The organism is Arthrobacter sp. 01N442 (assembly GCF_056399345.1).
This window is the reverse complement of the sequence record NZ_JBFTRD010000007.1, coordinates 140,862-161,756: the sequence shown is the minus strand read 5'-3', so window position 1 is coordinate 161,756 and position 20,895 is coordinate 140,862. Positions and strand designations below refer to the sequence as shown.

Annotated in this window: 18 protein-coding genes; 13 read left to right on the top strand and 5 right to left on the bottom strand. The window is 68.0% G+C overall.

The window, feature by feature from the left end:
- Positions 1 to 160 precede the first annotated feature (160 nt).
- Positions 161 to 1,429, top strand: coding sequence for an MFS transporter (locus tag AC1DNC_RS15055; RefSeq protein ID WP_476863335.1), 1,269 nt, complete (start codon positions 161 to 163; stop codon positions 1,427 to 1,429).
- A gap of 8 nt (positions 1,430 to 1,437) precedes the next feature.
- On the opposite strand, the gene AC1DNC_RS15050 is transcribed toward AC1DNC_RS15055, so the two are convergent.
- Positions 1,438 to 2,220, bottom strand: coding sequence for a gamma-glutamyl-gamma-aminobutyrate hydrolase family protein (locus AC1DNC_RS15050; protein ID WP_476863334.1), 783 nt, complete (start codon positions 2,218 to 2,220; stop codon positions 1,438 to 1,440).
- A 53-nt stretch (positions 2,221 to 2,273) separates the two neighbouring features.
- Here AC1DNC_RS15050 and AC1DNC_RS15045 point away from each other — a divergent pair, with 53 nt between their 5' ends.
- Positions 2,274 to 2,768, top strand: a complete 495-nt coding sequence (locus AC1DNC_RS15045) for an SRPBCC family protein (protein ID WP_476863333.1) — start codon at positions 2,274 to 2,276, stop codon at positions 2,766 to 2,768.
- 8 nt (positions 2,769 to 2,776) lie between these two features.
- Complete coding sequence (locus tag AC1DNC_RS15040) at positions 2,777 to 3,910, top strand: LOG family protein (RefSeq protein WP_476863332.1); 1,134 nt, start codon at positions 2,777 to 2,779, stop codon at positions 3,908 to 3,910.
- 30 nt (positions 3,911 to 3,940) lie between these two features.
- On the opposite strand, the gene AC1DNC_RS15035 is transcribed toward AC1DNC_RS15040, so the two are convergent.
- Positions 3,941 to 4,873 (bottom strand): matrixin family metalloprotease, encoded by a 933-nt coding sequence (locus tag AC1DNC_RS15035; protein WP_476863331.1) that lies wholly within the window; start codon positions 4,871 to 4,873, stop codon positions 3,941 to 3,943.
- Positions 4,873 to 6,057 (bottom strand): VIT1/CCC1 transporter family protein, encoded by a 1,185-nt coding sequence (locus AC1DNC_RS15030; protein ID WP_476863330.1) that lies wholly within the window; start codon positions 6,055 to 6,057, stop codon positions 4,873 to 4,875. Before AC1DNC_RS15030 ends, AC1DNC_RS15035 begins: the two co-directional genes overlap by 1 nt.
- Before the next feature lie 302 nt (positions 6,058 to 6,359).
- On the opposite strand from AC1DNC_RS15030, the gene AC1DNC_RS15025 reads away from it, so the two are divergent.
- Entirely contained in the window at positions 6,360 to 6,593 is a 234-nt protein-coding gene (locus AC1DNC_RS15025) for a hypothetical protein (protein WP_476863329.1), read from the top strand.
- A 148-nt stretch (positions 6,594 to 6,741) separates the two neighbouring features.
- On the opposite strand, the gene AC1DNC_RS15020 is transcribed toward AC1DNC_RS15025, so the two are convergent.
- Complete coding sequence (locus AC1DNC_RS15020; protein WP_476863328.1) at positions 6,742 to 8,268, bottom strand: sodium:solute symporter family protein; 1,527 nt, start codon at positions 8,266 to 8,268, stop codon at positions 6,742 to 6,744.
- A gap of 276 nt (positions 8,269 to 8,544) precedes the next feature.
- Here AC1DNC_RS15020 and AC1DNC_RS15015 point away from each other — a divergent pair, with 276 nt between their 5' ends.
- Positions 8,545 to 9,120 (top strand): helix-turn-helix domain-containing protein, encoded by a 576-nt coding sequence (locus tag AC1DNC_RS15015; protein WP_476863327.1) that lies wholly within the window; start codon positions 8,545 to 8,547, stop codon positions 9,118 to 9,120.
- Positions 9,121 to 9,265: 145 nt separating this feature from the next.
- On the opposite strand, the gene AC1DNC_RS15010 is transcribed toward AC1DNC_RS15015, so the two are convergent.
- Entirely contained in the window at positions 9,266 to 10,087 is an 822-nt protein-coding gene (locus AC1DNC_RS15010; RefSeq protein ID WP_476863326.1) for a DUF559 domain-containing protein, read from the bottom strand.
- Positions 10,088 to 10,419: 332 nt separating this feature from the next.
- On the opposite strand from AC1DNC_RS15010, the gene speB reads away from it, so the two are divergent.
- The 8 genes from speB to AC1DNC_RS14970 all read left to right on the top strand — a co-directional run bounded on the left by speB (position 10,420) and on the right by AC1DNC_RS14970 (position 20,886).
- Positions 10,420 to 11,508, top strand: a complete 1,089-nt coding sequence (gene speB / locus AC1DNC_RS15005) for an agmatinase (protein WP_476863325.1) — start codon at positions 10,420 to 10,422, stop codon at positions 11,506 to 11,508.
- On the top strand, positions 11,505 to 13,172 hold the full coding sequence (locus tag AC1DNC_RS15000; protein WP_476863324.1) for a thiamine pyrophosphate-binding protein: 1,668 nt from the start codon (positions 11,505 to 11,507) through the stop codon (positions 13,170 to 13,172). The genes speB and AC1DNC_RS15000 overlap by 4 nt, the downstream gene beginning before the upstream one ends.
- Before the next feature lie 149 nt (positions 13,173 to 13,321).
- Complete coding sequence (locus AC1DNC_RS14995) at positions 13,322 to 13,807, top strand: MarR family winged helix-turn-helix transcriptional regulator (protein WP_476863323.1); 486 nt, start codon at positions 13,322 to 13,324, stop codon at positions 13,805 to 13,807.
- 94 nt (positions 13,808 to 13,901) lie between these two features.
- Entirely contained in the window at positions 13,902 to 15,962 is a 2,061-nt protein-coding gene (locus tag AC1DNC_RS14990; protein WP_476863402.1) for an MDR family MFS transporter, read from the top strand.
- Between the two features lie 255 nt (positions 15,963 to 16,217).
- Positions 16,218 to 17,951: an ABC transporter ATP-binding protein gene (locus tag AC1DNC_RS14985; protein WP_476863322.1), complete on the top strand. Its 1,734-nt coding sequence runs from the start codon at positions 16,218 to 16,220 to the stop codon at positions 17,949 to 17,951.
- Between the two features lie 128 nt (positions 17,952 to 18,079).
- Positions 18,080 to 20,011 carry an ABC transporter ATP-binding protein gene (locus tag AC1DNC_RS14980; RefSeq protein WP_476863401.1) on the top strand — a complete coding sequence of 644 codons (1,932 nt, stop codon included), beginning with the start codon at positions 18,080 to 18,082 and terminating at the stop codon, positions 20,009 to 20,011.
- A 107-nt stretch (positions 20,012 to 20,118) separates the two neighbouring features.
- Entirely contained in the window at positions 20,119 to 20,550 is a 432-nt protein-coding gene (locus AC1DNC_RS14975; RefSeq protein ID WP_476863400.1) for an acyl-CoA thioesterase, read from the top strand.
- A gap of 81 nt (positions 20,551 to 20,631) precedes the next feature.
- On the top strand, positions 20,632 to 20,886 hold the full coding sequence (locus tag AC1DNC_RS14970) for a hypothetical protein (RefSeq protein ID WP_476863321.1): 255 nt from the start codon (positions 20,632 to 20,634) through the stop codon (positions 20,884 to 20,886).
- Positions 20,887 to 20,895: the final 9 nt, after the last annotated feature.

The following is a 20,895-nucleotide window of genomic DNA, read 5'->3' as shown; positions in this document are numbered from 1 at the left end:
CTTCCAGCTCGGGCGGCCGCCTTCCGAACGGCGGATGGCGGGCAGCCCACAAAGTAGTTGCTTGCGCGCTATAGTTGCGTGTGCAACAATAAAGAACGCGTCTGCAACTAATAGCTTACGCTTCGCAATTCCCTCCGTACAGTTTTGAAGGAGCTCATCCATGCCTATCGGCCTGATAGCACTCGCCCTCGGCGGGTTCGGAATCGGACTCACCGAGTTCGTCATCATGGGCCTGCTGCCGCAAGTGGCGGCAGACTTCCACGTCACCGAAGCCACCGCCGGATGGCTGATCTCCGGCTACGCGCTCGCCGTCGTCGTGGGAGCGCTGCTCCTGACGGCCGCGGTGACGCGCTTCGAACGCAAACCTGTCCTCGCGGTGCTTATGGTCCTGTTCATCGCCGGCAACCTGGTCTCCGCAATCGCCCCGGACTATGCCCTGATGATGGTCGGCCGGATCATTGCAGCCCTTGCCCACGGCGCGTTCTTCGGAATCGGTGCTGTGGTGGCCGCCAGCATGGTTGCCCCCACCAAGAAGGCGGGCGCCATCGCCATCATGTTCACCGGGCTGACGGCGGCAAACGTCCTGGGCGTGCCGTTCGGCACCATGCTCGGCCAGGCCGCCGGTTGGCGCTCCACCTTTTGGGCCATCACCGGCATCGGCGTGCTGGCCCTGGTGGGAATCCTTACCCTTGTACCGAAAACGGGATCAGGGGAGAGCGACGCTGGTTCTGCCTCTGGCGGACTCCGGGGTGAGCTCCGTGCGTTCCGCTCCGGCCAGGTCTGGCTCTCCATCGCCGTGACCATCCTCGGCTACGGCGGCATGTTCGGCGCCTTCACCTACGTCGCCTTCACCTTGACCGAGGTCACCGGCTTCTCCGCGGCCACCGTGCCGTGGCTGCTGATCCTCTTCGGCGTCGGCCTCTTCATCGGCAACACCCTCGGGGGTAAGGCCGCGGACCGGAACGTGGACCGCACGCTGCTGGTGGTGCTGGCCGCCCTCGTCGTGGTGCTGGTCGCCTTCGCCCTCACCTCCGCCAACCAGCCGATGACCATCGCCTCCATGGTGCTGCTGGGAGGCTTCGGCTTCGCCACCGTGCCCGGGCTGCAGATGCGCGTGATGAAGTACGCCGACAGCGCGCCCACCCTGGCCTCCGGCGCCAACATCGGGGCCTTCAACGTCGGCAACGCGCTGGGTGCATGGATGGGCGGCGTGACCATCACCGCCGGCCTCGGCTACACCTCGCCGATCTGGGCGGGCGCCGGCATCACCCTGCTGGGCCTGCTGGTGATGGCCTTCGCCGCCGTTGCCGCCAAGAAGGGTGCCAAGACTGCAGGAATGGACGACGCCGGACGGCCCGCACCGGCGGTCGACGCTCCGGCGGCCACCGACGCCGAGGACGCGCACGACGCGCAGTTGCAGCGGCTCTAGCTAGCGCACTAGCGCATTGCCGCGTGGCTCCGGCAGAGCTCCACAAAGGACCGGAACGGGGCCTGCCGCTCCTCGGCGGGGAGCTCCAGGGCCTCCGGGTGCCACTGCACCGAGGCCACCCAGCGCTGCGGATCTTCCAGGGCTTCCACCGTTCCGTCGTCGGCCAGCGCGGTCACGACGAGCCCTTCGGCCACGCGGGCCACGGCCTGGTGGTGGCCGGAAGCAATCTTGACCGTGACCGCGGCTGCAGCACCGGATTCCCCGGCGGAACCGGTGCTGCCGTACAGCCCGGCCACTTTCGAGCCCCCGGTGATCCGGACCTCGTGCCAGGCCCAGGGTCCCGCGCCGTGGACGGGCTGCGGTTCACGGTGCGCCACGGAACCCGTAGCCATGTCCTGGACCAGGGTCCCGCCGTAGAGCACATTCAGCAGTTGGTGCCCGCGGCAGATGCCGAGCACCGGCAGTCCGGCGTCGATCGACCCCCGGGCCACCGCGAGATCCAGCTCGTCCTGCCCGTGGTGGATGTCGTAGCACGTCCCGCCGTCCGTTTCACCATACAGCCGGGGGTCCAGGTCGCCGCCGCCGGGAAGAACGACGCCGTCGAGCCCGTCGAGGGCCCCGGCGCCGGTCAGCAGTACCGGCTCGCCGCCGCCGTCGCGGACCAGGTCAACGATGTAGTCGAAGAGCGCGTTGGCCTCGGCCACCCGCGGATCGGGGCCCAAGGAACTGCTGAGCCGGACCGGAAGGCCGATGCGGGGGCGGCCGCTGAAGGGCTGGGCTGGAATCTGCATGACTCATTTTGCACCACAAGTTCGGCATCGCAGCGCAGGGCTAGGATTGCCGGATGAGCAACAGATACCTTGTGTCCCGCAGCCGTTTCATCGCGGCCGCCCCGGAAGCCATCTTCGAGGTGCTCGCCACCCCGGCCCTGCACAGCGTGATTGACGGTTCGGGCACCGTGAAGGGCGCCCAGCCGCGTGGCCCGGAACGCCTCGCCCTTGGCGCGAAGTTCGGCATGGAAATGAACATCAAGATGGACTACAAGATCCTCAACACCGTCTGCGAGTTCGAGGAGGGCCGGCGGATCGCGTGGCGGCACTTTGGCGGCCACATCTGGCGCTACCTGCTGAACCCCATCGCTGACGCCAACGGCAACCCGGGCACCCTGGTCACCGAGCAGTGGGACGCCCGTGCCGTACCGGCCAGGATCCTGCTCCGCTTGGCCGGCTACCCCCGCCGCCACCCGGCCAACATCGAACAGACCCTAGCCAAGCTCGACGCGTACATGACCTCGGAGGCCGCAGCGGGTTCCGGTCCCGCCCCGGGCCACCTCCACTAGGCCCCCGGATGAGCGCCGCCCGCAGCCTGCACCCGAGTCCGCGCACCCTGGAGGTCGAAAGCGTCGACAGTTTCGACCGGCTGGTCGCTGACGGCGCACGGTCCATGCACGGCTGGCACGTGCAGTCGCTGGATCTGCGTGGCCGCCGGGAAGCGCTGGAGTCACTCGACTCGCAGGGTGCCATTTTCTTGGGCTGCACCTTCGACGACGGCGTGGAGGATTCGCTGCGCGACCGCGGCGCCCTGATCTTTCCCAAGCTGGAAAAGGTACCGTTCAACCCCTACCGCGGCCAGCTCTACACCCCGCAGGAGCTCTACGCGGGGGTGGAACAGACCCGCTACGAGGACACCCTGGACGCCCGGGTCTACCAGTGGAGCATCCGCCCCGGCCAGAGGCACCGGCTGGACGCCACCCTCGCGGCGGCGCTGCATGACCACTCCATCGGGGATGCACTGGACGAACTGACCCGCTCGGAGCTTTGCCTTGGCCGAACCATGGTCGGCGTGATGGGCGGCCACGCCGCCAGCCGCGGTTCGGCCGGCTTCACCGAGGCGGCACTGCTGGGCCGCCTGCTGGCGCGCAACGGCAGGGTGGTCGCCACTGGCGGCGGCCCGGGCGCCATGGAAGCGGCCAACCTAGGCGCCTACCTTAGCGCGGCGGACGAAGCGGATTTCCAGCAGGCGCTGACAGACCTCGCCGTCGTCCCTGGCTTCCGGCCCTCGGTGTCCGCGTGGGCGCGGGCCGCGGCCGCCGTCGTCGAACTCCATCCCGGCGGTACCCCGTCCTTGGGCATTCCCACCTGGTTCTACGGCCACGAGCCGCCCAACTTCTTTGCCACCCACATCGCCAAGTACTTCGCCAACGCCATCCGGGAGGCCGTGCTGCTTGAGCTGTGCAACGGGGGAGTCATCTTCCTGCCGGGCTCGGGCGGTACCGTGCAGGAAATCTTCCAGGACGCGTGCGAAAACTACTACGGCGCCCCGGAGACCATCACACCGATGGTGCTGGTGGGCAAGGAGCACTGGCTGCGCAGATACCCCGCGTGGCCCCTGCTGCAGAGCCTCGCCGCGGGCCGGCGGATGGAAAACCGGATCTTCCTGGTGGACACGGTCGAGGAAGCCCTCGCCGTGCTCGAACGCTAGGACCTGCGGCACCTGCAGCCCCGCAAGGCCCTAGAGATCCTTGCGGCAGGACGCGTGGCCCAGCTGGTACAGGCCGTTCAGATCCCCGGCGGCCAGTCCATCCGGCGCGCCGATCTCGGGGTACATCAGCTGCGTGGGGTCGTCCACGTGTTCCAGGCCCATCACGTGGCCCAGTTCGTGCAAGATCACGGCAGTGGCGTAGGCCGAGCTGTCCCCGCGGTTCAGGTCCTCGGTGATCTGCGGCGCGTCCAGTTCCAGGCTGCCCGTGACGAAGCTCTTGGGGCCGTCGCCGAAACTGAAGTGGGTGCTGCCGCCGGTGCCGATCACGGCACCCTTGAGCTGCGGAGCCTGCCCCGGGGTGGTCCAGGCGATCAGCAGGGGAGCCCAGCGCTCGCCGTATCTGTCCTTTTGATAGGGAGCGCGGCTCTGACTCGGGGCCTCGGTGGTGGAGCCGTCGTTGACGAACTTGATTCCGGTCGCTTCAGAGATGGTTTTGATCGCGTTTTCCACCAGGGCGCCGGCACCCTTGGGGGCCAGAGCGGCATTGACCACGTAGTGCAGGGGACGGCAGGGGGAGTAGCCCACCGGGCTGCCGTCGGCGTTGGTGGCGAGGAACTTGTAGGACTTGCTGGCCGACGGCGGGGTCCGCGGTTCGCCCAGGGGCTGATCCTGTTCTTCGAATCCGGGCGGGGGCACCGCCATTGATCCGTCTGCGGGCATTCCGGCTTTTCGTCCCGCCTGGCTGGCCGTCGGGTGGTTCGCCGGCGCGTGGGCCGGCTGGGCGTTGGCCCCGCCGTTGAACTCGAACAGCCCAACAAAACGCGGGTCGCCGTACACCAGCCCGGCCGCCAGGAAGGCGGCTCCCGCGATCAGGATGACGGCCGCGAGGTTCCGGATGACCCGGGCGGCACTGCGGGCACGGCTGTGCCGCGGGCCGCGGTCCCGGAACCCGGAATCGTCCACTAGGCGACCACCGCGCCGAACACCATGCCAAGAAGATAGGTAACGGCGGCGGCGCCAATGCCGATCGCGAGCTGGCGGAACGCGCGGCTGGCCGGGGAGGTGCCGGAGAGCAGGCCCACGACGCCGCCGGTCAGCAGCAGCGCGAGGCCCACCAGGGCTGCCGACACGGCGAGGGCGCCGATCCCGGTCATGCCCAGCAGGAACGGGATGATCGGCACGATCGCGCCGGAGGCGAAGAAGCAGAAGCTCGACGCCGCGGCGCTCCAGGCTGTGCCTACGGCCTCGTGCTGGTCCTCGGTCTCCGGGAGTTCCGGGCGCAGGGAAAGGCTTGGATCGCAGTCGCAGTCCAGCAGCCCCATCCGTTCGGAAACGCGGTGCTCGGCGGCTTCGCGGGACATCCCGCGGGCCAGGTAGACCAGCAGGAGTTCGTTGTGTTCGATGTCCAGCGAGGGCGCCGCCGCGAGGGTGATCTGGGTGGGGCGCGTCGCGGCCAGCAGCTCACGCTGGGACCGCACGGAGATGAACTCGCCGGCTCCCATCGACAGGGCTCCGGCCAGTAGCCCGGCTACACCGCTGAGCAGGACCACCGAGCTGGCGACGCCGGAGGCAGCCATGCCCATCACGAGGGACAGGTTGCTGACCAGCCCGTCGTTGGCGCCGAACACCGCGGCGCGGAAGCTCCCGGCGAGCCGGTTCCGGCCGCGGGTGGCGAGGCCGCGGACCACTTCTTCGTGGATCTGTTCGTCGGCGACCATGGCCGGCGTGGCGTTGGGATCGTTCGCGTACGGGGAGCGGCTCTCGGCGCGCTGCGCGAGGGCCAGGACAAACACGGAGCCGAAGTGCCGGGCCAGGAAACCGAGGAACTGGCTGCGGAGCGAGGCTGGGCGCGGCCGGCCTGCGTGTTCGCCAAGGAGCTGCAGCCAGTGCGCCTCGTGGCGGCCTTCCGCTTCGGCCAGCGCGAGCAGGATCTCGCGTTCCTCGCCGCTGCGGTTCTGTGCGAGGTCGCGGTAGACAGAGGCCTCGGCGCGTTCGTCGGCGAGGTATTGGCGCCAACGCTTGATGTCGGCCGGGGTGGCAGTACTCACCGTGGGCCCGGCCGACGTAACGGCTGCCGGGCTCGCCGAAGAGCCCGCGGCGGGGCTCTGGGCAGAATGGTTTGGGTCAGATGGGGCGTGCTGAGACACGTAAACTCCTGGGCTTGATGGGGCATGGACCGGCCCCATTGCGACTCCAGCGTACCCTGTAATTCCGCGGATTTTCGGCTGGCAATCCTCAGTGGAAAGTTTCGGTACGCCGTAAAGTAAGCACCCTTAGTGCCCGGTGTCGGCCGGGCAGGACGGCCCTTGACCCCCACCGCCCGCGATGTTCGAATAAGGGTCAGGGCGGGTTTCCGCGGCAGGCCCGTCCGGCCGCGCACCGGGCGTCAGCGTGCGGGTGCGGCTGTCTAAGGAACCCTGCCGCAGCCCGAGCGCACGGAGGTCGCACCATGGACAACACCGGATCACAGGCCGCCCAGCCGGCCAGGGACTCCGTCGAGTCTGATCCTGCCTACGACTTCGCCGAGGACGCCCCAGTGGGGGATGCGGAGACCGTGGACGAGGAGTTGCTCGAAGAGGCCGACCGGCTCGTCCCGCTCGACGCGGAAGACTTCCTCGGTGATGAGCAGCCGATCGTGCCGGCCGATGCGGACGAGTTCCGCGAGCCCGAGGAGGAAGGCTAGGCGCCGCGGCCTTCGGCAAGCTTCCTCAATAGTCCGGACAGCACGACGGCGGTGCCTCCCCGTGTGGGAGGCACCGCCGTCGTCCGTCATTGGCCCGGTCCTGCCGGGCTGTGCCCAAGCCCGTGCGCGGACCCGGGCCGTGCCTGGGCTAGTGGCTCAGCGCCGGAACCTGTTCCGGCTCTTCCGTTGCTCCGCCGGCCACACGCTCGTGCCAGTTCTCCATCACCGCGGGATCCGTCGGCTTGGTCAGCAGTGACACGGCGACGTAGACCACCGCGGAGGCCAGCAGGCCGTAGTAGATCGGTTCGTTGGCGTAGATGCCATCGAGCGGCACCTCGGCGTTGATCTCCAGCACGATCATGGTGCCGAGGGTCAGGACGGACCCGACCGCCATCGATGCGGCCGCGGCGACGCCGGTGCCGCGCTTCCACACCAGGCCGCCGAGGATTGCGACCAGCAGGCCGCCCACGAGGATGTCGTAGGCGATGGTGAGCGCCGCGACAACGTCCTTGGTGATGATGGCGATCACGATCGCCACGACGCCCAGGCCCAGCACCCACAGGCGGTTGGCCTTGACGTCGTGTTCCGGGTTGTCGGTGTCATCGGTGTTGATGTTCTTGCCGAACCAGCTGGCCACGAAGGGCACGACGTCGGCGCGGGCCACCGTGGCGGCCGCGATCAGGGCGCCCGAGGCCGTGGACATCATGGCGGCAACGGCCGCTGCGAGCACCAGGCCGCCGATGCCGATCGGCAGCAGGTTGGTGGCGACCTCCGCGTAGACGACGTCCTTGCCCAGTGCCTTCACGTCGATGTTCGGCAGGGCCACGCGGGCGCCGAGGCCGATCAGTGCGCCGGCGGCGCCGTAGAGGATGCAGTAGATGCCCGCCGTCGAACCGCCCCAGCGGGCGACGGCGGGGGTCTTCGCGGTGAACACGCGCTGCCAGATGTCCTGGCCGATCAGCAGGCCCAGGGTGTAGACGACGAAGTAGGTGATGATCGTCTGGACCCCGATGCCATCGATCTGGAAGAAGCTGGCGTCAACGCGGCTGCGGATTCCGTCGAGGCCGCCCGCAGCGTTGAGCGTGAAGGGCAGCATCAGCAGGAAGATGCCCACCGTCTTGATGACGAACTGGACCTGGTCGGCCAGCGTGATGGACCACATGCCGCCGATGGTCGAGTACACCAGCACGATGGCGCCGCCGACGGCAATGGCGAGTGCACGGTCCCAGCCGAACAGGACCACGAAGATCGTGGCGTAGGCGCCGGTGGATGTGGCGCAGAGCATCAGCGTGTAGGCCAGCATGACGATCCCCGAGGTCTGGGTGGCCCGGCTGCCGTAGCGCAGGGTCAGCATCTGGGAGACCGTGTAGATCTTGAGCTTCTGGATGGTGCTGGCGAAAAGCAGGCTCAGCAGCAGCACCCCGGCGCCGATCGCCACCACGAGCCACATGCCGGAGATGCCGAACTTGTAGCCCAGGCCCACGCCGCCCACCGTCGAGGCTCCGCCCAGGACGACGGCGGCCATGGTGCCGGTGTAGAGGAACGGGCCCAGCCGGCGGCCGGCCACGAGGAAGTCGCTGTTGTTCTTGGTGCGGGATTTGCCCCACCAGCCGAAGGCCAGCATGGCAATGAGATACACCACCACGATGGCGATGTTGACGAAACTTGCGTCCATTGAGGGCTCCTTGGAGCGGTTCGAAGCAGGGGTGATCACCGGTCCGCGGCACTGCGGCCGGCGCCCGTTGCTGCTTGGCGGTGGATTGCGGCGGGCTGCGGATAGTCCGCGCGTATGATTGCCTTATAGGCAACGCTTGTTGCCAAAGATATGGTGTGACCGCGGTAACAGTCAACATATGACTGCGGCGTGTCCCTCAGGGCTTTCCGGCACCGGTCTGCGGCTAGGATTGGCTCCAATGATGGGGCCGCGCGGACGGCCGTGAAAGGTTCCCTTATGAAGGCTCTACCCGTAGAACCGAGCAACGTTCCCGTTGCCATCGGTTCCAGGATCCGTGCCGCCCGGCAATCCCAGCGGCTCACCATCGAGCAGGTCGCCGATGCCACCGGCCTGACCAAGGGCTTCCTCAGCAGGGTCGAGCGGGATCTCACCTCGCCGTCGGTGAGTTCGCTGGTGACGCTGTGCCAGGTCCTCTCGATCTCGATCGGCGAGCTGTTTGCCGCCCCGGAAACCCACCTGACCAAGAAGGGCGAGGGCCCCCGGATCTCGCTGGGCGGCGAAGGGATCGTGGAACGCTTGCTGACCGCCCGTTCCGAGCGCCGGGTGCAGATCATCCAGGCCGTGATCGAGCCCCGCGGGCGCGGCGAATCGGAACTGTACGCCGTTGACTGCGACGTCGACGTGCTCCACGTGGTCAAGGGCAGCATCCGGCTTCTCCTCACCAACGAGGAGTTCGAGCTGGGAACCGGCGACACCGTCACCTTCCCCGGCCGGGAGCCGCACACCTGGATCAACCCCACCGACGACCCCGTCGAGGTGCTCTGGGTGCTGGTTCCCGCCGCCAGCCGCTAACTTCGCTTTGCCCCCGGGCCTTTCCGCCCAGTTACCACTTGCAGCGCGGCGGTTGCTGCCCCGGGGGTCCCGGGATTCCGCGGACGTCCCGCCGCGGCCGGCCCAGCAACTGGGCGGGAGTGTCCGGCAGCTCCTGACTCCGGGCCTACCGGACGTGCCGCGGCCCCGCCAGCACCGCCCGGATCTCGGCCAGGACGCGCTCCGGCTCGAACCAGATGTCCTCCGGCATATACCGGAGTACGGCGAAACCACTGAGTGTCGAGGCATTGTTCCGGCCAAGGTCACGGCGAAGCGCCTCGCGACTTGAGTGGAACGCGAAACCGTCCACCTCGACGATCAAGAACCCCTCGAGCAGGAAGTCGACCCGGCCGATGCCGGGCAGGTAGACCTGGGCCTCGTAGCCGATGCCGTTGGTCCTGAAGAGGTGTTGGGCGTCCACTTCAACAACGGACTCGGCCCGCAGATCCAGCTGCCGCAGTGCCTGCCGGGCCGTCCCGGACCGGTCTGCGGTGAGTTCGGCGTGCAAGAGCTCCAGCGGGACACCAAGCAGCCGAATGGCCGACGTCGCGATGGCGGTGGACGCCGGGGGAGCGAGGCAGCCCAAGGCATGCAGCACCACATCTTCGACAGCGGCCACGGGGAGCTCTGCCGGCCCCTCGAATCGTACCGTCCGGTGCCGGACGAAGCCGCCGCCGTGACCGTGGTTGCACGCCAGGTGGTGTTGGGCCGGAGCATCCCGCAGCCACAGGCCATAGTGGCTGGCGGCGCTGGCGCAGCTGACTCGGGCATTGTGCTGCAGTGCGGCCAGGAACTCGGGCCTGCAGTTCGGCAGGGCAAAGAGGCCCCGCCGCGGCTGGCCGGCGACCCGGGCGAGACGGGCAACATCCCGGCGGCTGTAGCCGGCGGACAAGAACTGGCCGGTCCGGGCGACGCCGCCCAGCTGGGCCAGGTAGGCCAAGGGATCCATAGGACCAGTGCAGGCCGCCGCCTCCCCGGGTGGAACGGGGAAATGTGGCTATCTGGACAACTTCGAGGGCACCGCGACGCCGGCCATGTGCGTTCCCGCCCGGTTACCGACCGGGCCGGCGTCCCCGGGCGGCTGGAATCCGCGGAACCCGGCGGGCCGGGCCGGGCGGCGGGGGCTGCAGCCGCGAGTAACTGGGGAGGAACGCCCGGCCCGGGGGGAATAGGGCAGTGGAAGCGCGCGGTAGTTTGTAAACAACTGATGCGCGACGGGCAACTCCGAGTGTATGATGGCAGTCACACCCGTCGGACAAACCTTTGAAGGAGACTCCTCCCTTGGAAGAGCTGCGCATCGAGGCCAATGGCAACCTAGGCCCCATCGATTCCTCCCGCATCCCGCGCTACGCCGGCGCCGCCACCTTCGCCCGCCTGCCCCGGCTGGACCAGGTGGCCAAAGCCGACGTTACGGTGGTCGGCGTGCCCTTCGACTCCGGTGTGTCCTACCGCCCCGGCGCGCGCTTCGGCGCCAACCATGTGCGCGAGGCCAGCCGGTTGCTGCGCCCGTACAACCCGGCCTGGGACGTGAGCCCCTTCGAGAACATCCAGGTCGCCGACGCCGGGGACATGGCCGTCAACCCGTTCAACATCAACGAGGCGATCGAGACCATCCAGCAGAACGCGCTGGACCTGACCGCATCCGGCGGGAAGCTGCTGACCCTGGGCGGAGACCACACCATCGCGCTGCCCCTGCTGCGCGCCGCCGCCGAACGCGCCGGCCAGCCCGTCGCCATGCTCCACTTCGACGCGCACCTGGACACCTGGGATACCTACTTCGGTGCCGAGTACACCCACGGCACCCCCTTCCGCCGCGCCGTCGAGGAAGGCATCCTGGACACCGAGGCCATCAGCCACATCGGCACCCGCGGCCCGCTCTACGGCAAGAAGGACCTCGACGACGACCACCGCTTCGGCTTCGGCATCGTCACCTCCGCCGACGTCTACTACCAGGGCGTGCTGGAAACCGTCGCCAAGGTCCGCGACCGGATCGGCAACCGTCCGCTCTACATCTCCGTGGACATCGACGTCCTCGATCCCGCCCACGCGCCCGGCACCGGAACCCCGGAGGCCGGCGGCATCACTAGCCGCGAACTGCTCGAAATCATCCGCGGCTTCCGCGGCATGAACCTGGTGGGGGCCGACGTCGTCGAGGTTTCCCCGGCGTACGATCACGCCGAGATCACCGGCGTCGCCGCCAGCCACGTCGCCTACGAACTAGTCACCCTGATGGCGGACAGCGCGCTCGAGGGCGACCGGAGCGGCGCTCCGAACGGCTACGCGGCGCAGGCCCTCGGCCGCGAGACCCGCCGGCCGGCCGGCTTCACCGCATCGGCGGCCACCCCGGTCGAGGCCGGGGCAGCCCAGTGACCGGCGTGCGCAACGGCGGCGACCTCGTCGTCGAAACCCTCGAGGCGCTCGGAGCTAAGACCGTCTTCGGCATCCCAGGCCAGCACGCGCTCGGACTCTTCGACGCCATGGGCCGGGGAAACCTGCACTTCGTCTCCTCGCGGGTGGAAAACAACTCGGCCTTCGCCGCGGACGGCTATTCCCGCGCCACCGGTGAGGTCGGCGTTCTCTTCCTCTCCACCGGTCCCGGCGCCTTGACCTCCCTGGCCGGGCTGCAGGAGGCCTACGCCACCGGTGTGCCGATGGTGGTCGTGGCGAGCCAGATTCCGCTCGAAGGACTCGGCGCGCGCCGCAAAGGCATGCTGCACCAGCTCGATGACCAGAAGGCCTCGGCCGCCAACGTCACCAAGAGCCAGCGGCTGATCCAGCACGCGTCCGGCATCCCCTCGGCCATCCAGGATGCCTGGACCGAGGCCATCTCCTCGCCGCAGGGGCCGGTGTGGATCGAAATCCCGCAGAACGTCCTGCTGGACCCGATCATGGTGCCGCCGGTGGAGGATGCGCTCGCCGAAGCCGCGGACAACCCGCCCCGGGTGGAGCTGGTCCGCGAAGCCGTGAAGTGGCTCGCGGAGGCGAAGCGCCCGGCCATCATCGCCGGCGGCGGCACCCGACGCGGCCACGCGGAGAAGTCGCTGCTGTCCATCGCGGAAAAGCTGCACGCGCCGGTGATCTGTACCCCCGGCGGCAACGGCTCTTTCCCCTGGAATCATGAACTCTCGCTCCAGTCCTGGATCGAGGACCAGTACATGACGGAGCTGCTCGAGGACGCCGACGTGCTGATCGTGATCGGCTCCTCGCTCGGCGAAGTCACCTCCAACTACTTCACCTTCGAACCCCGGGGCCGGATCATCCAGATCGACGCCGAACCCCGCGTCCTCGAGTCCAACCGACCCGGCCTGGGCATCCGGGCCGACGCCGGCCAGGCGCTTGCCGCGCTCGACGAGGCCCTGGCTGCCTCGCCGACCGATGCCCGCCCGGACTGGCACGGCAGCTCACCCCAGGAGCTGGTCAAGGACACCCTGGCCAAGGTCAAGGCCCGGCTGGAATCCCAGGACCTCGCCAAGGAACTGAAGTTCATGGCGGACATCCGCGAAGCCGTTCCCGCGCAAATGCAGACCTTCTGGGACATGACCATCTCCGCCTACTGGGCCTGGAGCTGCTGGGACGCCCGCGAGGGCCAGTTCCACTCCGCCCAGGGCGCCGGCGGCCTGGGCTTCGGCTTCCCGGCAGCCATCGGCGGCGCTGTGGGCCTGGAAACCACGGGGACGCCGGGCGGTTCGTCCCGCGTGCTCGCGGTCTCCGGCGACGGCTCGGCCATGTACTCGATCTCGGAACTGGCCACCGCCAAGCAGCACAACGTCCCGGTCACCTGGCTGATCGTCGACGACGGCGGCTACGGGATCCTGCGCGAATACATGGTGGGCGCCTTCGGCAAGGCCACAGCCACCGAGCTGGCCCGTCCCGACTTCGTCAAACTGGCCGAGGCATTCGGCGTCCCGGCCGTCCGGGTAGCGCCCGAGGACGTGGGGGAGGCGTTGAAGGCGGGCTTCGAGGCCGACGGGCCGAACGTCGTCGTCGTCGAAACGCTGCTCAAGATGTTCGCCCCGACGCACCTGGACGTCTAAACCCGCGGAGGTACTCAACAGGCCCTGGATCCACCCGGATCCGGGGCCTTTTGTGTGCGGTGCCCCCACAGGGATCGCTTCTTAGTTTCCCAAAGCAATCAATTTATAGTATTGTTGCTTCGGGCAAGTAAGTAAGGGGCTTTCAAAACATGTCAGTTGCATCGACCACTGCAGCCAAGCTGGTCCACCAAATCTTCGATCTTCAGCGCGCCGTCCGGTGCGTCGCGGCGGCAAACCTCCGCGGCGACGATACCGGCGTCGCGCTTCAAGGCGTGCTGCGCTTCGTGGGGGAGGGCGAAACCCGTGCCACGCAGCTTGCGGAACGGCTCGGCGTCAGCGCTCCCGTGCTCAGCCGGCACCTCTCGGAACTGCTCGAGCAGGGCTACGTGGTCCGCCGGCCGGACCCCGAGGACGGCCGCGCGCAGCTCATTGCGCTCTCGCCGGCCGGGACTGAGAAGCTGCGTTCCATCGAGGCGCAGCGCGCCGCGACCCTGCAGGGCTTCCTGCAGGACTGGAGCGAGGACGACGTCGAAGAGACCTCGCGCACCCTGAAAAAACTAGCTGAATCCCTCAGGACTTCAGCCCGGGCAAAGACGGCCGGATCCACCGACACGACCAACTTTGTTGAGGAGTAATTCTATGGCCAGCCACGCTGCCGCCGCCGGGCCATCCCCGGCCCCCACCCCGCCGACGCAACCCGCCCAGCACCATTCCGAGCCGCAGGTGGCCATGAGCCACCGGCAGATCATGGAAGCGCTGACCGGCCTGCTGGCGGCGTTCTTCACCGCCATCCTGAGCAGCACCATCGTTGCCAACGCGCTGCCCACCATCATGTCCGAGCTCAAGGGCACCCAGACGGACTTCGCCTGGGTGATCACGGCCGCCCTGCTGGCCAACGCAGCCACCACCCCCATCTGGGGCAAGCTCGCTGACCTCTTCAACAAGAAGGTCCTCGTCCAGCTCAGCATCGTGATCTTCGTGGCCGGCTCCGTCATGGCCGGTTTGTCCGAGACCATCCCGCTGCTGCTTACCGCCCGCGTCATCCAGGGCATCGCGATGGGCGGCCTCACCGCGCTGGCCCAGGCGATCATCGGCTCGATGATCCCGCCGCGTGACCGTGGCAAATACTCCGGCTACATGGGTGGCGTCATGGCTGTCGGCACCGCCGGCGGCCCGCTGCTCGGCGGCTTCATCGTGGACAGCCCGCTCGGCTGGCGCTGGACCTTCTTCGTCTGCGTCCCGCTGGCCGTCGTCGCCCTGATCCTGCTGCAGGTCACGCTGAAGATCCAGCACGTCAAGCGCCCGGCCAAGATCGACTGGCTCGGCTCCATCCTGCTGACCTCCGGCGTCAGCCTGCTGCTGATCTGGGTTTCCTTCGCCGGCAACCCCGACTACTACGACTGGTGGTCCTGGCAGACGGTTGCCATGGTGGGCGGCGGCATCGTGCTCCTGGGCCTGCTGGTACTGGTGGAATCCAAGGTGGCACAGCCCATCATCCCGCTCAAGATCATCTCCGAGCGCACCACCGCCCTGGCTATCCTCGCCTCTGTGGCTGTCGGCGTCGGCATGTTCGGCTCCTCCACCTTCCTGGGCCAGTACTTCCAGGTGGCCCGCGGCGCCACCCCGACCGAAGCAGGCCTGCTCACGCTTCCCATGATCGCGGGCAACCTGATCGGTTCGGTGCTCTCCGGCCAGCTGATCAGCCGTACCGGCAAATGGAAGCGCTACCTGATCGCGGGCGCAATCCTGCTGATCGGCGGCCTCGGCCTCGCCGGCACTATGGACCACACCACCGAGCTCTGGTTGACCGGCATTTACACCGCCATCCTCGGCATCGGCCTGGGCCTGCTGATGCAGAACCTCGTCCTCGCCGTCCAGAACACGGTCCAGGCCAAGGACATCGGCACGGCCAGCGCCTCGGTTGCCTTCTTCCGCTCCGTCGGCGGCGCCATCGGCGTCTCGGTCCTCGGCGCCGTGCTGGGCAACCGGGTCAAGGATCTCGCCCTCGAGGGCCTCGCCGCCGCCGGAATCAAGGTCCCGGCGGGATCTGCCGGGGCCAGCATGGACCTCAAGGACATGCCGGCACCGATCCGCGACATCATGCGGGCCGCTTACGGTGACGCGATTGCAGAGGTCTTCCTGATCTCGGCCATCATCGGCCTGGTGGCGCTTGTGGCCATCCTGTTCATCAAGGAAAAGCCGCTGCGCCGCACGGTGGACATTCGGCCGGAGGCTGCCGCGTCCGCCGCCGTCACCGGTTCCGGAACCGCCGCAGGCGTCGAAACTGCTGCCGGAGCGGCAGCCCACGCGGCGGCTGCGGATCGTGTTGGTGCCGCTGACGGAACAGAAGATCCCGCCACCGGAATCGTCGACCTGGACCGCGAGTTCATCGAGGTCCTGAGCCGGCAGCGCGCCAACGGGTCCCGTTTCCCGGATGCCGCGCGGCTGGGCCAGGAGAACCGCCAGAACGGCGACGGCGAAGCCAGGGCCGAGCGCGAAGGCGCCCGGCTGCGGGCCCGGACCATGGTGGCGGAGGCCCGCGCCGACGAGGCCGACGTCGTGCCGCTGCTGCTCCAGACCCAGCACCTGCTGGCCGAGCAGCAGGTGCAGCTCGCGGAGGCCCTGCGTGCCGTCCACGAGCAGGCGGCGGAACAGCGCGCCATCGCCACCGAGCAGGCCCGGGTGGCCGAGCAGCTCACCACCCTGCGGCGCCAGCTCGCCAAGGAACGCAAGCTGCAGCGCGCGGCGGCCGACTACATCGCCACGCACGGCCGGCACCGCGGCGAGTAGACGCGCCAGCGACGACGGCCCCGCGGCTCCCCGGCAGGGGAGCAGCGGGGCCGTTTTTGGCCTCCCCGGGAGCCTGACGGTGGCCAACAAAAAACTTATGTACAACGATTGGCCGATATCCGAAGCCGGAGGTTTCACCCCGGCGGGGGATTTCGTAGAGTGGGACAGCTGAGGCTGTCGGCCCCATCCGCTAATACTTTGATCAACTCCTGTTTTCCTCCTCTGCGCTTCATGAATTCCTAAGGACCCGTGGGCATGCTTGTCACCCTCATACGGCGCTATTCCAAGCCGTATCTGCCGTATATTGCGGCCGTCGTCATCTTCCAGCTGGCCTCCACCATTGCGGCCCTGTACCTCCCCAGCCTGAACGCCCAGATCATCGACGAGGGCGTCTCCCGCGGCGACACAGACTACATCTGGCGCACCGGCGGGCTGATGCTCGGGGTAGCGCTGGTCCAGGTGGTCACGGCGATCGCGGGCGTGTACTTCGGTTCCAAGGCCGCGATGGCCTTCGGCCGGGACCTGCGCCGCGGCGTCTTCCGCAAGGTCAGCAGCTTCTCCGCCCGTGACGTGAACGTCTTCGGCGCCCCAACGCTGATCACCCGCGGCACCAACGATGTCCAGCAGGTCCAGATGCTCATGCTGATGGGGCTGAACTTCATGGTGGCCACGCCCATCATGTGCATCGGCGGCATCGTCATGGCGCTGCGTGAGGACCTCAACCTGTCCTGGCTGGTCTGGGTCTCGGTCCCGCTGCTGGTGGTTGTGGTGGGGTACCTCGTGGTCCGCCTGATGCCGCTTTTCCGCTCCATGCAAACCAAGATTGACCGGCTGAACGGCATCCTGCGCGAGCAGATCATCGGCATCCGCGTGGTCCGTGCCTTCGTCCGTGAGCCGCACGAAACGCAGCGCTTCGGGGCGGCCAACAAGGAACTCACCGACGTCTCGCTCAAGATCGGCGCCTTGTTCGTGCTGATGTTCCCGGCGATCGGCATGATCCTGCACGTCTCCACCGCCGCCGTTTTGTGGTTCGGCGGCCAACGCGTGGATGCCGGAGAGATGCAGGTGGGTTCGCTGACGGCGTTCCTGCAGTACCTGCTGCAGATCCTGATGGCCGTCATGATGGGCACGTTCATGGCGATGATGATCCCGCGCGCCTCGGTGTGCGCGGACCGCATCGGCGAGGTGCTCGACGTCGAACCCTCCATCCACGAACCGCTCGCCCCGGTGGCGCCGGCCGCCAAGGCCGGCCGCGTGGAGTTCCGGAATGTCTCCTTCGCCTACCCGGGCGCCGAGGCGCCGGTGCTCAGCGACATCAGCTTCACCGCCGAGCCCGGCCAGACGGTTGCGATCATCGGCTCCACGGGTGCCGGCAAGACCACCCTGCTGGCGCTGCTGCCGCGGCTCTTCGACGCCGCCTCCGGCGAAGTGCTGCTCGACGGCGTCCCCGTCACCCAGCTGGACCGCGCGGAGATCACCGGGCGCGTCGCGATGGTGCCTCAGCGGCCCTACCTGTTCTCCGGCACGATCGAACACAACCTGCGCTTCGGCAAGTCCGAAGCCACGGACGCGGAACTCTGGGACGCCCTCACCGTGGCCCAGGCGGCCGACTTCGTCCGCGAAAAGAAGAACGGCCTCGGCGCCCGGATTTCCCAGGGTGGCACGAACGTCTCCGGCGGCCAGCGGCAGCGGCTTTGCATCGCCCGCGCCCTCGTCACCGAACCCAAGGTCTTCCTGTTCGACGATTCGTTCTCCGCCCTGGATGTCGCCACCGACGCCAGGCTGCGGAAGGCGCTCAAGGCCAAGACCGCGGACGCCACGGTCATCATCGTGGGCCAGCGCGTCTCGACCATCGCGGACGCGGACCAGATCCTCGTCCTGGACAACGGCCGGATCGTGGACCGCGGGACCCATGAAGAACTCCTCGCAAGCTCCAGCACCTACCAGGAAATCGTCGAATCCCAGCTGACTGCGGAGGCCATCGCATGAGCACCAACGAAAAGGTTGGCCTCGAGAAGCCCGCCGAAACCGTCTCCGAAGCCACCGCCGTTGCCCCTGAGGCCGCGGACGAAGACTTCTACGAGGAGGAATTCACCCCCGGCGAGGCCGACGGCGGCATGTTCGGTGCGGTCCCGGCGAAGAAGGCACAACACTTCTGGCCCTCGGCGAAACGGCTGATGGGGCTGCTGAAACCCGAGCGCGCCGGCATCGCCGCCGTGCTCGCGATGGTGACGGTCGCCGTCGTCCTCAACGTGATTGCCCCCCGCATCCTGGGCCAGGCCATGGACGTGATCTTCGGCGGTGTGGTCGGCAAACAGCTGCCGGCCGGCGCCACCAAGGACCAGTTCATCGCCGGGCTCCGCTCCCAGGGCCAGGACAACTTCGCGGACATGCTGGCCAGGATGGACGTCGTCCCCGGCGTGGGCATCGACTTCCAGAAACTGGCCTTCCTGATCAGCGTGGTCCTGGTGATGTACTTCGTCGCCAACATTTTCCTCTGGCTGCAGGGCTACGTCCTGAACGTGCTGGTCATGCGGGTGGTCCGCCGGCTGCGCGACGACACCGAGAAGAAACTCAACAAGCTTCCGCTGAACTACTTCGACACCCGCCAGCGCGGCGACACCCTCTCCCGTGTCACCAACGACGTCGACAACATCCAGCAGGCACTGCAGCAGGCCTTCGCGCAGCTGGTCAACTCCGCCCTGACCGTGCTGGGCATTGTGATCATGATGTTCATCGTGTCCTGGCAGCTGGCCCTGATCGCCCTCATCGCCCTGCCGCTCTCCGGCGTGGCCGCCGGCATCATCGGCGCCCGCAGCCAGAAGCTCTTCGCCGCGCAGTGGAAGAACACCGGCGAGCTCAACGGCCAGATCGAGGAATCCTTCTCCGGCCATGACCTGGTCCGCGTCTTTGGCCGCGACGCCGACATGCTGGCCCGCTTCGACGAGCGGAACGAAGAGCTCTACCGGGCCAGCTTCGGCGCCCAATTCGTGTCCGGGATGATCATGCCGGTCATGCAGTTCGTCTCCTACCTCAGCTACGTGGGGATCGCCGTCGTCGGTGGCCTGCGGGTGGCCTCGGGCGGGATGAGCCTGGGCGACGCGACGGCGTTCATCCAGTACTCGCGCGAGTTCACCCAGCCGCTGGGGCAGATGGCCGGTATGGCCAACATGCTGCAGTCCGGCGTGGCCTCCGCCGAGCGGGTCTTCGAGTTCCTCGACGCCGACGAACAGGACGCCGAAACCGCCGTCGAGCACCTCCCCGCCAAGACGGACGGGCACGTCGAATTCAAGCACGTGACCTTCAGCTACACCCCGGACAAGCCGCTGATCGAGGACCTGTCCTTCACCGCCGAGCCCGGGCACACCGTGGCGATCGTCGGTCCCACCGGCGCGGGCAAGACCACCCTGGTGAACCTCGTGATGCGCTTCTACGAGCTGAACGCCGGGAGCATCACGCTCGACGGCGTCGACGTCACCAAGCTCAGCCGCGCGGAGCTGCGCTCCAAGGTGGGCATGGTCCTGCAGGACGCGTGGCTGTTCGGCGGCACCATCTACGAGAACATCCGGTACGGCAAGCTGGACGCCACGGAAGAGCAGATCATGGCCGCCGCGAAGGCCACCTTCGTGGACCGGTTCGTCCGGGCGCTCCCGGAAGGCTACAACACGGTCATCGACGAGGAAGGGAACAACGTCAGCGCCGGCGAGAAGCAGCTGATCACCATTGCCCGGGCCTTCGTGGCCAACCCCTCGCTGCTGATCCTGGACGAGGCCACCAGCTCGGTGGACACCCGCACCGAGGTCCTGGTCCAGAAGGCCATGGCCGCATTGCGCACCGAGCGGACCAGCTTCGTGATCGCCCACCGCCTCTCCACCATCCGGGACGCGGACACCATCCTGGTGATGGAAGCCGGACGGATCGTCGAACAGGGCCGCCATGCGGAGCTGCTGGAACTCCGCGGCGCCTACTACCGGCTCTACATGTCCCAGTTCGCGGGCGAGGACGCCGAGGAATCGCTCGTGGAAGAGCCGACGGCGGTGCGAAGCTGAGCGCCGGGGCCGCCGGAACCGGGGCCGAAACCGGGGTCGTGGCAGGGGCCGGAGTCGGGACGGCCCCGGGCAACGTGGAACCGCGGGTTCTCGAGGTCCAAGTGCCGATGCGCTGGGGCGACATGGACGCCTACGGCCACATCAACAACGTCCAAATCGTTCGGATCCTGGAGGAGGCCCGGATCGCGGCCTTCGGTCCGCCGCGGGGCGCGGGCCTGCCCGGGATTGAACCCGAGGTGTCGCTATTCAACGACGTCCCGGAGGGCACGCTGGCGCTGGTCGTCGAGCACAAGATCCGCTACGTCCGCACCCTCGAATACCGGAATGTTCCCGCCGTGGTGCAACTGTGGGTGGGCGCGGTCAAGGGGGCCAGTTTCGACATCCATTACGTGGTCAAGGACCCCGTCACCGGCGAGGATTGCGTCAAGGCGAGCAGCCACCTCGCGTTCGTGGACGAGGGCACCGGTCGTGTGCTGCGGCTGACCACGGAGCAGAAGGCAAAGCTCGCCCCCTTCGTGGCGGCCCGCCAGACCCACTAGGCCCTATCTCAGCTGCGGGATCGGTCCTAGACTGAACACGCCCGCGGGAAGCCTGCATAATCACAGCTAGGAGCACGGATCATGGCCAAGCGAAGCAAGATGAAGGCGCGGAAGAAGACCTGGAAAGAGCTCTCGCCGATGGCCAAATTCGGCACCATCACGGCCGCCGTGGTCCAGCTTTCCTTACTGGTCGCCGCCCAGCGCGACATCTCGCGCCGCCCCGCGGAGGAGATCCGCGGTAGCAAGGCGTTGTGGCGGGCAGCCACCCTGATCAACTTCGTCGGACCGGGCACCTATTTCACCTTCGGCGTCAAACGCCGCCCGGCCGCCAAGTAGCCCCCGGCG